We start from the raw sequence: 11,684 nt of genomic DNA on the forward strand, positions 1-11,684 counted from the left end.
ACCGCTTCGCCTCCCGCCACCCCGTCGACTCCGGCACCGACCGTGACACCGGTGGCCGGTGGCGCCCCGAGCCGGGCCGCCGGGGGCGGGACCACCGGCACCGCAGGTGCCGCATCGGCCCCGACCCCGCCCCCGGGGCGCCTCCGTTCCACGCTGCTCCCCTCCGCCACGGCCCCGGAGCCCGCGCCTTCCGGCCGGGGCTCCGGCCCGTGCACCGCTCCCCGTCTCCCCGGGGCACCGTGTCCGTCCACCGGAGGGGAGCCGGAGGCCCCCGGACCCCCACGGGCACCCACCGGCCTGTGCTGTGGTGCCAGCGGCCCCGAGGTCGCCGACCTGCAGTACCGACTCCGCTGGCTCGGCTTGTACGAGGGGCGCGTCAACGGCACCTACAACCAGCGGCTGACCGAATCGGTCACCGCCTACCAGCGGAGCCGCGGCATCACGGCCGATCCGCCGGGCTTCTACGGCCGGGCGACCAGGGCAGCGCTCCGGCGCGAGGTTCCCGACGTCGTCTCCCCTTGACCCGGGGCCGTGGCCGCACGTTCCGCCTCCCGCGTCACGGGGACGTGCCCCGCACGTTCCCGATCACGATGCGGGCCCCGGGCCTCACGGCAGGGCCCCGGCCCTCCTGGCCGTCGCCACCGCCTCCGTGCGGGTGCGTGCGCCCAGCTTGCGCATGGCCGAGCGGAGGTAGCCCTTCACGGTCTCCGGACGGAGGCCGAGGCGCTCGGCCGCCCTCGCGTTCGTCGCGCCCGTGGCAACGGCCGCGAGGACGTCCGTCTCGCGCGGGGTCAGGGAGACGCCGAGGGCGGCGGGGGTGCCGCCGGAGGCCGATTGGAGTCTCCCGCAGACGGCGAGGAGACGCTCCCGGAGCCCCGGATCGACGACCCTCGGGGCCAGTTCGCGCAGTTCCCCGTACGCCTGGCGGACCTCCTCCCACGACGGGCCGGGGGCAGGCGGTACGAGCAGCCGTTGCACCTCGTCCTGCACCGCGAGGGCCTGTTCGACGTCACGGGCCGCCGCCACCGCCGCGTCGAAGACGCGCTCACCGATCGGGAGGGAATCGCGCAGCGCCCCGTAGAGCACTCCGCGCACCTTGCGCCGCACGACGACGGGGACGGCGATCACCGCGCGCAGGCCCTCCGCCGATACCGGGACGTCGTACTCGTGGGTGATGTGCCGGGACGCGCGGTAGTCGTTGACCGCGCACGGCCGGGACAGCGCCAGGCACTTCCCGCCGAGGCCGGAGCCGGCCGAGATCGCCAGTCCGCGCAGTGCCGGCGTCACGGCCCCGTTCAGTTCGGCGATCCGCAGGGTGCGCCCGTCCTGGAGCAGTCCGCCGAAGACGACGGGCAGCCCACTGGTGCGCCTCAGCCGCAACAGGGCCGTGCGCAGTTCCGCCGTTTCCGTCATCTCCGGCACTGATCACTCCTTCACCCCCGAACGGGGGTAGTGAGACCCGGGTCACTGATTACACGATGTCCGGGACCGGTCCCGCAATGAGGAGGACAGCATGACGCCGACGAGCGCGAGCAGCGCGACGGAGGGGTTCCGGGCCGCCCGGGACTTCCTGTTGCGGCATCGCGAGGACTACGAGACGGCCCGGGCCGGCTTCGCATGGCCCCGGCCCGACCGCTTCAACTGGGCGCTCGAATGGTTCGACGTCATCGCGCGGGACAACGACCGCACCGCCCTGCACATCGTCGAAGAGGACGGCTCCGAGACGCGGGTGAGCTTCGCGGAGATGTCCGCCCGCTCGAACCGCGTCGCGAACTGGCTCCGGGAGCAGGGCGTCCGTGCCGGTGACAGGATCGTCCTGATGCTCGGCAACCAGGTCGAACTGTGGGAGACCGTGCTCGCCGCGATGAAGCTGCGGGCCGTCCTCATCCCCGCCACTCCGCTGCTCGGCCCCGCCGACCTGCGGGACCGCGTCGACCGGGGCCGAGCCCGGCACGTGATCGTGCGGGCGGAGGACACCGCCAAGTTCGACGACGTGCCCGGGGAGTACACCAGGATCGCGGTCGGCGGCGGTGGCACGGGCTGGCTGGGGTACGAGGCCGCAGCCGAACGGTCCCCGGAGTTCGAGCCGGACGGCGTCACCCTCGCCGACGACACCTTGATGCTGTACTTCACCTCCGGCACGACCGCACGGCCCAAACTGGTCGAGCACACCCACACCTCGTACCCCGTCGGTCACCTCTCGACGATGTACTGGATCGGCCTCAAGCCCGGCGACGTGCACCTCAACATCTCCTCGCCGGGCTGGGCGAAGCACGCCTGGTCGAACCTCTTCGCGCCGTGGAACGCGGAGGCCACCGTCTTCATCCACAACTACGCCCGTTTCGATCCGGTCCGGCTCATGGACGAGATGCAGCGGAACGGGGTGACCAGCTTCTGCGCCCCGCCGACCGTGTGGCGGATGCTGATCCAGGCCGATCTGGGGCAGCTGAAGACCCCGCCGCGCGAGGTCGTCGCCGCGGGCGAGCCCCTCAATCCCGAGGTCATCGAGTCGGTGCGACGCGCCTGGGGCGTCACGATCCGGGACGGCTTCGGGCAGACCGAGACCGCCGTCCAGGTGTCCAACAGCCCCGGCCAACGGCTCAAGGAGGGCTCCATGGGGCGTCCCAGCCCCGGCTTCCGGGTCACCCTGGTCGATCCGGTGAGCGGCGCACCGGACGTCGAGGAGGGGGAGATCTGCCTCGACCTCTCCGCGAACCCGGTGGGCCTGATGGCCGGCTACCACGGGGACCCGGAGCGCACGGCGGAGGCGATGGCCGACGGCTACTACCGCACCGGTGACATCGGTTCCCGGGACGCGGACGGCTACATCACGTACATCGGACGGGCCGACGACGTCTTCAAGGCCTCCGACTACAAGATCAGCCCCTTCGAGTTGGAGAGCGCCCTGCTGGAGCACGAGGCCGTCGCGGAGGCCGCGGTCGTACCCGCTCCCGATCCGCTGCGGTTGGCCGTCCCCAAGGCGTACGTCGTCCTCGCCGCGGGCTGGGAACCGGGAGAGGAGACCGCCCGGGCGCTGTTCGCCCACTCGCGCGCGGTCCTCGCCCCGTACAAGCGGGTCCGGCGCATCGAGTTCGCCGATCTGCCGAAGACCGTCTCGGGGAAGATCCGGCGCGTCGAACTCCGCCGGCTCACGGCCGAGGGCGGCGGCAAGGAATACGCGGAGGGGGACCTCGGATGAGCGGGCCGGAACCCTCCTACACGCACGGCGTTTCGGACACGCCGCTCCTCGGCGACACCATCGGCGACAACCTGGACCGGGCCGTCGCGGCCTGGCCCGACCGGGAGGCCCTGGTCGACGTTCCCACCGGACGGCGCTGGACGTACGCGCAGTTCGGCGCGGACGTCGACCGCTTGGCCGGCTCCCTGCTCGGCAGCGGGGTCCGCAAGGGCGACCGGGTCGGCATCTGGGCGGTGAACTGCGCGGAATGGGTCCTCGTGCAGTACGCCACCGCCCGCATCGGTGCCGTCATGGTCAACATCAACCCCGCCTACCGCGCGCACGAGCTGGCCTACGTCCTCAAGCAGGCCGGGATCTCGCTGCTCTTCGCCACCCTCGCCCACAAGACCAGCGATTACCGTGCCATGGTCGACCAGGTCCGCGACGCGTGCCCGGAGCTGCGGGAGGTCGTCTACTTCGACGACCCCAGCTGGGACGGGCTCCTCGCCCGCACGCCCGGCGAGCTGCGCCCCGCGCCGCTGTCCTGCGACGAGCCCGTCAACATCCAGTACACCTCGGGGACGACGGGCTTCCCGAAGGGAGCCACGCTCTCCCACCACAACATCCTCAACAACGGCTACTTCGTGGGCGAGATGATCGCCTACGACGAGCAGGACCGCGTCTGCATCCCGGTCCCCTTCTACCACTGCTTCGGCATGGTCATGGGGAACCTCGCGGCCACCTCGCACGGGGCCTGCATGGTGATCCCGGCGCCGTCCTTCGACCCGGCCGCCACCCTCCGTGCGGTCCAGGAGGAGCGCTGCACCTCCTTGTACGGGGTGCCGACGATGTTCATCGCCGAGCTCGACCTGCCGGACTTCGCCGCGTACGACCTCTCCACCCTCCGCACCGGGATCATGGCGGGTTCGCCGTGCCCGGTCGAGGTGATGAAGCGGGTCGTCGCCGAGATGAACATGGCGGAGGTGTCGATCTGCTACGGCATGACCGAGACCTCGCCCGTCTCCACCCAGACCCGCCGTGACGACGACCTGGAGCGCCGCACCGGCACGGTCGGCCGGGTCATGCCGCACATCGAGGTGAAGGTGGTCGACCCAGCGACCGGACTGACCGTCGAGCGCGGTGTGGCGGGGGAGCTGTGCACCCGCGGCTACAGCGTGATGCTCGGCTACTGGGACGAACCGGCCAAGACCGCCGAGGCCATCGACCCGGGGCGCTGGATGCACACCGGCGACCTGGCGGTGATGCGCGAGGACGGTTACGTGCAGATCGTCGGCCGCATCAAGGACATGATCATCCGGGGCGGGGAGAACGTGTACCCGCGCGAGATCGAGGAGTTCCTCTACGGACACCCCAAGATCGCGGACGTCCAGGTCGTCGGCGTTCCCGACGAGCGGTACGGCGAGGAGATCCTGGCCTGTGTGATCCCCCGCAACCCCGCGGACCCGCCGACCGCCGAGGAAGTCACCGCCTTCTGCCGGGACCGACTCGCCCACTACAAGATCCCGCGCAGGGTGGAGGTCCTCGCCGAGTTCCCGATGACGGTCAGCGGCAAGGTGCGGAAGGTGGAGCTGCGGGAGCGGTACGGCTCCTAGGGCGCGGCACCGGAGCCCCGGCGGCGGGGCTCCGTCATCCGACCTCCCGACGCATGCAGACCCGGGGCCAGGCCGAGAGGCCGTGGGCGGCCTCCGCACGGCTGATGGCCCGCAAGCCCTCGGTGAGCGCCGGGTCGGTGTCGGCGAGCGGGCGGAACCCCAGCCGTGCGTAGTACGGGGCGTTCCACGGCACCTCGGCGAACGTGGTGAGCGTCAGCGCCTTCAGGCCCTGGTGCCCGGCGGCGTCGGCCAGGTGCTCGATCAGCGCCCGGCCGACGCCCCGGCGGGCCGAGTCCGGGTGCACCGACACCTGCTCGATGTGGGCGGCGCCGTCGACCGTGTCGGTGAGCAGGTACGCGACCGGACGGTCGGCGGAGTCGACCGCCACCCAGGCCCGGCCCGCCCGGCGGTAGGACTCCAGGACGTCCAGGGGCAGCGGGTCGTCGTCGGCGACGGCCGCCATGCCGAGGGAACGGAACGGCTCGCCGGCGGCCCGCTCGATGTCCTGGAGCAACGGGAGTTCGGCCGGAACGGCCGCTCTGATGCGCATACGCCAGTATGGCGCGGCTTCAGCGCGCCGCGTCGCCCGTCCCCCGACCGGGGGCCGGACGCGGCCGGTTCCGATCCTGCCGTCGGGAGCCGCGGTCCCGCTCGGGCGGGCGGTCGAGCAGCCCGCCGGCATGCGAGAAGCGGGGCAGGAACAGGGCCAGGGCCGGATCGCCGTACAGCGCCACGTACAACTGCACGAGCCTCCCGTCCGTCACCTCGCCCCGGTCGCTCGGGAGGGGGTACTGCTCCCGCAGCCCCGCGAGGAGCCGCCGCGCCGCGCGGGTCGTGGCCCGCAGCGGCAACAGCACCGCTGCCGCGAGGACCGGTGGCAGTCCGACCGCGAGGGCCGCGGCCCGGTGCGCCCAGGAGGTCCCCGCCGCGAGCGCTCCCGCCGTCGCCGCCAGCGGGACGCACCCGAGCAGGACCCGGGCGGCCCACAGCTCCGTCAACGATCGCAACAGGCCTGCCCCGCACAGCTCGTGGCGCAGTGCTTCCACGGCCCGTCGCGCTTCGGGACGCAGGGTGAGGGTCCGCAGTGCCAGGGCTCGGCGGAGCGCCCCGTGGACGCCCAGTTGGACCGGATCGTGGGTGCGTCCGGCCCCGCCATTGGCCCGAATCGTATGTTTACGGCCCGCGGCGACGGCGCCCTGCTGGTGCAGGGCCACCAGCGCCACGGTGACGGCGGCCCGGCGCCCGCCCCGCAGCAGCGCGAGGGCCTGCGGACCCGGCACCCCGCCCGGGACCGCCGTTCCGCCGTCTCGGCTGCGGGTTCCTCTGCGGGCTCCTCGGGGCAGCAGGAGGAGGGCGGCGAGCAGCAGTTCGATCCAGGCCGCCCCGATGCACCACCACGTTCCCGTCGGCATGACGCCCACCCCCCGAGGGGGTTGTGCCCGGCGGAGCATGATCGTCACGCGTGAATGGCCGATTTCGGATGCCGAGGAGTTGTGCGGGGGGCTGCCGCATCAGGCCGGGCCCGCCGCCAGTTCCGTTGCGGGGCCGTTGACCGGTTGCGGGGTGCCGGTCAAGTCGAGGGCGAAGAGCGGCAGGCCGATCTCGGAGGCCCGTGCGCGGGCCTCCGGGGTGTAGCCGGCGAGGGAGAAGAAGGCGCTTGCCGCGACGCTGGTCAGACCGTTCAACCAGAGGCATTCGACGGCCCGCAGCCCGGTGGGGCGGGTGCTCGCGTCGACCTGGGCGACCAGTCCGGGGGCCCGTAGGTCCACACCGGACGCGGGTCGTTCTTCCGGCTGGACGACATCGCGGAAGCCGAGCCAGCGAAGGTACTCGGCCACTGCTGCGACCGCGTCCCGCGAGGTCCGGATCGTCACCGGCTCGAAGGGCCCGCGCGGTCGGGCGGGGTGCGGGGCGGCGGCCGGCAGCGTGAAGTCCGTGGGGTACCGCTCGGCGAAGGTCGGGGGCCGTGCCGGTCCGTTTCCGGCCCCGCTCCGTCCCGCCGGGTTTCCGGGGCCGCCTCCGCCGTCGTGCTGCCCCGTCGTGTCCTTGGGGCCGGGGTCGAACCACGGGGATCCGGTCCCGGTGGCCCGGACCGGACCGCCCACGGGAAAGGCGCCGCCGTCGGCCGGACCGCCCACGGGGAAGACGCCCTCGTCGGCCGGACCGCCTGTTCCGGCCGCGCCGCCGGCCCCGCTGTCCGAGGCGGCGGTCCTGCCGCCGGCTGGGGCGGTCGCGTCGGTGCTTCCCCCGCCCCGGGGTGCAGCTCCGTCCCGCTCCGTCGCCGCGGGCCGCGGCCGCACGGGGCGGACCGGCACCCGGAGGACCGTTCCGCACGGGCAGCCCAGTTCCGGCTGGGGCCAGTCGTTCTCGCGACCGCAGGCCGCGCAGCGGACGGTGACCCATTCGTCCGTCCAGTTCCGGTGGGTGATCCGCTCCGCCACCGCGCCCGGTGCGACCGGTGCCGAGACCGGGCTTCCACACGCGCAGGGGAAGACGGGTGCCGCGTACACCTGCGTGCGCAGGCATTCCGGACAGTGCACCGGTACCGCATCGCCCACAGTCGACCCCCTGTCGTTCTGCCCCCATCGTCCACCCATCGGCGTTCCGGGGGAGGGTGTTCGGCCACTTCCGTGATCCCGACGGTCGGACTTCTCTTGACGCCCCTTCGCAGCCCGACCTACATTGCTTCCGTATAGCAGAACAGCATTTCCGCATTACGGAAACAGGCGGGAAGGTCTTCCGAGAGGAGGCCCCGCCTGGATCCGCCCGGCCGAAGCAGGAGCACTCCCATGCCTCGTATGACCGCCGCCGCAGCGGCCGTTGAGATCCTCAAGCGCGAAGGCGTCACCCAGGCGTTCGGCGTCCCCGGCGCGGCGATCAACCCCTTCTACCGCGAGCTCAAGAACGTGGGCGGCGTCAGCCACACGCTCGCCCGTCACGTCGAGGGCGCGTCCCACATGGCCGAGGGCTACACCCGGGCCAAGGCCGGCAACATCGGCGTCTGCATCGGCACCTCCGGCCCCGCCGGCACCGACATGATCACCGGCCTGTACTCGGCCATCGCGGACTCCATCCCGATCCTCTGCATCACCGGCCAGGCCCCGGTCTCGAAGCTCCACAAGGAGGACTTCCAGGCCGTCGACATCGCCACCATCGCCAAGCCGGTCACCAAGGCCGCCACCACCGTCCTGGAGGCCGCGCAGGTCCCCGGCGTCTTCCAGCAGGCCTTCCACCTGATGCGCTCCGGCCGCCCCGGCCCGGTCCTCATCGACCTGCCGATCGACGTCCAGCTGACCGAGATCGAGTTCGACCCGGAGACCTACGAGCCGCTGCCGGTCTACAAGCCGCAGGCCACCCGTGCGCAGGCGGCGAAGGCGTTGCAGTTCCTGCTGGAGTCCGAGCGTCCGCTGATCGTCGCCGGCGGCGGCATCATCAACGCCGACGCCTCCGCCCTGCTCGTCGAGTTCGCCGAGCTGACCAACGTCCCGGTCATCTCCACCCTCATGGGCTGGGGCACCATCCCGGACGACCACGAGCTCGCCGCCGGCATGGTCGGCGTCCAGACCGCGCACCGCTACGGCAACGCGACCTTCCTGGAGTCGGACTTCGTCCTCGGCATCGGCAACCGCTGGGCCAACCGCCACACGGGCTACAACCTGGAGGCGTACACCAAGGGGCGGAAGTTCGTCCACGTCGACATCGAGCCCACCCAGCTCGGCAGGATCTTCGCCCCCGACTACGGCATCGCCTCCGACGCCAAGGCCGCCCTGGAGCTCTTCATCGAGCTCGCCAAGGAGCGGAAGGCCGCCGGCGAGCTGCCGGACTTCTCCGCCTGGGCCGCCTCCGCCCAGGAGCGCAAGGCCACCCTCCAGCGCCGGACGCACTTCGACGCCATCCCGATGAAGCCGCAGCGCGTCTACGAGGAGATGAACAAGGCCTTCGGTCCGGAGACCCGCTACGTCACCACCATCGGCCTCTCCCAGATCGCCGCCGCGCAGTTCCTGCACGTCTACAAGCCGCGGCACTGGATCAACTGCGGCCAGGCCGGCCCGCTCGGCTGGACCATCCCGGCCGCCATCGGCGCCGCCACCGCCGACCCGGAGACCCCGGTCGTCGCCCTCTCCGGCGACTACGACTTCCAGTTCATGATCGAGGAGCTGGCGGTCGCCGCCCAGCACAAGGTCCCCTACGTCCACGTCCTGGTCAACAACGCCTACCTGGGACTGATCCGTCAGGCACAGGGCGGCCTCGGCATCAACTTCGAGGTCAACCTCGAGTTCGAGAACATCAACACCCCGGAGATCGGCGTCTACGGCGTGGACCACGTCAAGGTCGCCGAAGGCCTGGGCGTCAAGGCGATCCGCGTCGAGGACCCGGAGAAGCTCGGCGAGGCGTTGGAGGAGGCCAAGAAGCTGGCCGTCGAGTTCCAGGTCCCGGTCGTCGTCGAGGCCATCCTGGAGCGCATCACCAACATCGCCATGAGCAAGACCGTCGACATGAGCGACGTCACCGAGTTCGAGGACCTGGCCACCGAGCCCGGCCACGCGCCCACCGCGATCAAGGCCCTCAAGGTCTGACCACCCCCGAAGGAGCACGGCCCCCGTCCCGAGGAGCACCGGGACGGGGGCCGCCCCGCTCACCGCTCCTGCGCCGCCACGAGCGCCGCGCCCGCCTCCGTCCACGTGTACAGGACCGAGCGTCCCGACCGGCCCCGCCGTACGAGCCCGGCCTCCCGCAACACCTTCAGGTGGCGCCCCACCGAGCCGAGCCCCTGCCCGGTGAGCGCCACCAACTGGCTGGTGGACAGCGGGGATCCAAGCCGTACGAGCACCCCGGCCCGGGCCCTCCCGAGCAGGGCGCCCAGGGCCTGCGGCACCGCCGGGTCCCCCGCGTCCGCCAGCACTCCGGCACAGGGGTAGACGAGGGCGTACCGCTCCGACCCCTCCCAGGACACCCATCCGGTGGCCGGCGTCACGGGCACGAACAGCAGCCGCCCCCTGTCGATCGAACGCGGCGGATAGTCGCGGGCGTTGACCTGGAGCCGTCCATCGCCCAGCCAGCGGGTCCGCCCCGGGGACAGCGCGTCGAGCGCCGCCGCCCAGCCGCCCCGACCCAGAAGCGCCGTCCGTGCCGTGACGTCGGCCTCCAGAACCCTTCGCCGGCGCGCCCATTCGGGTCGCACCGTTTCCCGCCACACCCAGTCGAGCACGCCCGTGAGCCGCTCCGGCAGGTCGGTCGTCGAGCGCAACGGCTCCGGCACCGGCCCTCCGATCGCCACCGCCAACTGTTCCACGGCAGCTCCCGGTTCGGTTGCACGGACCGCCTTGACCTCCTCCTCGAAGTCCTGCTCCCGGTCACCCCGGGGCGTCGGCGTCAGGAAGTCCGCGTTCCAGGTGGGGCCGATCGCAGCCCGCACCAACAGTCCGTCGAGGGGGTCGGTCGCGAGTCGCTCCCGGTAGGCGGGCAGATGGCGCCCGAGCCAGCCCCGTTCGCCGGGGTGCGTCGCCGCACCCGCGTGCAGGGTCTTGAGCGAGGCGACCGTCTCGGCGAGCGGCGAGAGCACGAAACCGCTTCCCGCCAGGGCGTCCGTGCCGATGTGCCACCAGCCCATGTTTCGCCTCCCCACGAAAGAGTACCGCCGGCCCGTGGCGTCCTTCGAGACTCCGCTCCATGTCCCGCTACCGCGCGCTCTTCCGCACCCCCGAGTTCGCCCCGCTCTTCCTCACCGGCACGGCCCAAGCAGCCGCCCAGACCGTCGTCGGGCTGGGCCTCGCCACGCTCGTCTACCGTGCGACGGGCTCCCCGCTGCTCTCCGCCCTGGCCCTCTTCGGCCCCTCCCTCGTCCAACTCCTCGGCGCCACCACCCTGCTCTCCGCCGCCGACCGCCTACCGCCGCGCGCCGCGCTCTTCGGCATCGCCCTCTGCTACGCCCTGTTCGCCGCCGTCCTGGCGGTCCCGACCCTGCCGACCTGGACGGTCTTCGTGGTCCTGTCGGTCCAGGGGCTCGTGGCGTCGCCGGGCGGCGGGGTGGGTTACGGCCTGCTGCGCGAGGTCCTCCCCCACGGGGAGTACCTCCTCGGCCGCTCCGTGCTGAACGCCGCCACGGGCGTCTGCCAGATCGGGGGCTTCGCCGTCGGCGGCCTGCTCGTCGCCCTGTTCTCGCCCCACGGCACGGTCCTCGCGGGCGCGGCGCTCCACCTGGTCGCCGCCCTGCTCGCACGCTTCGGCCTTGCCGCGCGCCCGCCCCGCTCCACCGGACGGCCGTCGGTCGCCGAGACGCTGCGCACCAACGGACGACTCTGGGCGGTTCCCGCCGTCCGCCGCGACTACCTCGCGCTCTGGGTGCCGAACGGCCTGGTCGTCGGCTGCGAGTCGCAGTTCGTGCCGTACGACCCCGAGCACGCCGGACCGCTCTTCGCCTGCGGGGCGCTCGGGATGGTGGTGGGGGACGCGGTCGTCGGGCGCTGCGTCCCGCCGGGGCTGGGGGGCCGGATCCGGTTTCCGCTCCAGGCCCTGCTCGCGGCTCCGCTCTTGCCGTTCGCCCTCGGTCCGGGGCTTCCCCTGGCACTCGTCCTCGTGACGGTGTCGGCGGTCGGGTACGGGGCGAGTCTGCTGCACCAGGAGCACCTGCTGACCCTGGTGCCGGAGGAGTCGAGCGGTCACGCCCTCGGGCTGCACTCGGCCGGGATGCTCGGGCTCCAGGGGGTGGGCGCGGCCCTGGCCGGGACGGTCGCCCAGTGTGCGTCGCCGCGCGCGGCGATGGCGCTCCTCGCGGTCGCCTCGCTCGTCGTGACGTTCCTGCTCGCACGGGCGGAGGGCCGACGGCCCCCGCGGCGGGGGAAGCGGTCCTCCGCTTCTGCGGCCCCGACGGAGAAGGGCGCGGAACCAGGGAC

Annotated in this window: 10 protein-coding genes; 5 read left to right on the forward strand and 5 right to left on the reverse strand. The window is 72.7% G+C overall.

The annotated features are described in order from the left end of the window. A partial coding sequence (locus tag ACFW2Y_RS30530) for a peptidoglycan-binding domain-containing protein (RefSeq protein WP_384885575.1) occupies positions 1–522 on the forward strand: 522 nt, incomplete at its 5' end. Positions 523–606: 84 nt separating this feature from the next. On the opposite strand, the gene ACFW2Y_RS30535 is transcribed toward ACFW2Y_RS30530, so the two are convergent. After that, positions 607–1,422: a response regulator transcription factor gene (locus tag ACFW2Y_RS30535; protein ID WP_384885577.1), complete on the reverse strand. Its 816-nt coding sequence runs from the start codon at positions 1,420–1,422 to the stop codon at positions 607–609. 91 nt (positions 1,423–1,513) lie between these two features. Here ACFW2Y_RS30535 and ACFW2Y_RS30540 point away from each other — a divergent pair, with 91 nt between their 5' ends. Next, positions 1,514–3,199 carry an AMP-binding protein gene (locus tag ACFW2Y_RS30540; RefSeq protein ID WP_384885579.1) on the forward strand — a complete coding sequence of 562 codons (1,686 nt, stop codon included), beginning with the start codon at positions 1,514–1,516 and terminating at the stop codon, positions 3,197–3,199. After that, entirely contained in the window at positions 3,196–4,791 is a 1,596-nt protein-coding gene (locus ACFW2Y_RS30545) for an AMP-binding protein (protein ID WP_384885581.1), read from the forward strand. The genes ACFW2Y_RS30540 and ACFW2Y_RS30545 overlap by 4 nt, the downstream gene beginning before the upstream one ends. 34 nt (positions 4,792–4,825) lie before the next feature. Here ACFW2Y_RS30545 and ACFW2Y_RS30550 read toward each other — a convergent pair whose 3' ends face one another. From ACFW2Y_RS30550 to ACFW2Y_RS30560, 3 genes are all read right to left on the reverse strand, one after another. Then, positions 4,826–5,341, reverse strand: coding sequence for a GNAT family N-acetyltransferase (locus ACFW2Y_RS30550; RefSeq protein ID WP_384885583.1), 516 nt, complete (start codon positions 5,339–5,341; stop codon positions 4,826–4,828). A 19-nt stretch (positions 5,342–5,360) separates the two neighbouring features. After that, positions 5,361–6,203, reverse strand: coding sequence for a TIGR04222 domain-containing membrane protein (locus tag ACFW2Y_RS30555; protein ID WP_384885585.1), 843 nt, complete (start codon positions 6,201–6,203; stop codon positions 5,361–5,363). Between the two features lie 99 nt (positions 6,204–6,302). Next, the gene (locus ACFW2Y_RS30560; RefSeq protein ID WP_384885587.1) at positions 6,303–7,349 is read right to left on the reverse strand and encodes a hypothetical protein; all 1,047 of its coding nucleotides are present in this window, start codon (positions 7,347–7,349) and stop codon (positions 6,303–6,305) included. Between the two features lie 231 nt (positions 7,350–7,580). Between ACFW2Y_RS30560 and gcl the strand changes: the two genes are divergently transcribed. Next, positions 7,581–9,368, forward strand: a complete 1,788-nt coding sequence (gene gcl, locus ACFW2Y_RS30565; protein ID WP_384885589.1) for a glyoxylate carboligase — start codon at positions 7,581–7,583, stop codon at positions 9,366–9,368. A 59-nt stretch (positions 9,369–9,427) separates the two neighbouring features. On the opposite strand, the gene ACFW2Y_RS30570 is transcribed toward gcl, so the two are convergent. Next, positions 9,428–10,402: an ArsR family transcriptional regulator gene (locus tag ACFW2Y_RS30570; RefSeq protein WP_384885591.1), complete on the reverse strand. Its 975-nt coding sequence runs from the start codon at positions 10,400–10,402 to the stop codon at positions 9,428–9,430. Positions 10,403–10,461: 59 nt separating this feature from the next. On the opposite strand from ACFW2Y_RS30570, the gene ACFW2Y_RS30575 reads away from it, so the two are divergent. Next, on the forward strand, positions 10,462–11,684 hold a 1,223-nt coding region (locus tag ACFW2Y_RS30575; RefSeq protein WP_384885593.1), incomplete at its 3' end, for an MFS transporter.

The organism is Streptomyces sp. NPDC058877, from assembly GCF_042742855.1.
Taxonomy (GTDB): Bacteria; Actinomycetota; Actinomycetes; order Streptomycetales; family Streptomycetaceae; genus Streptomyces.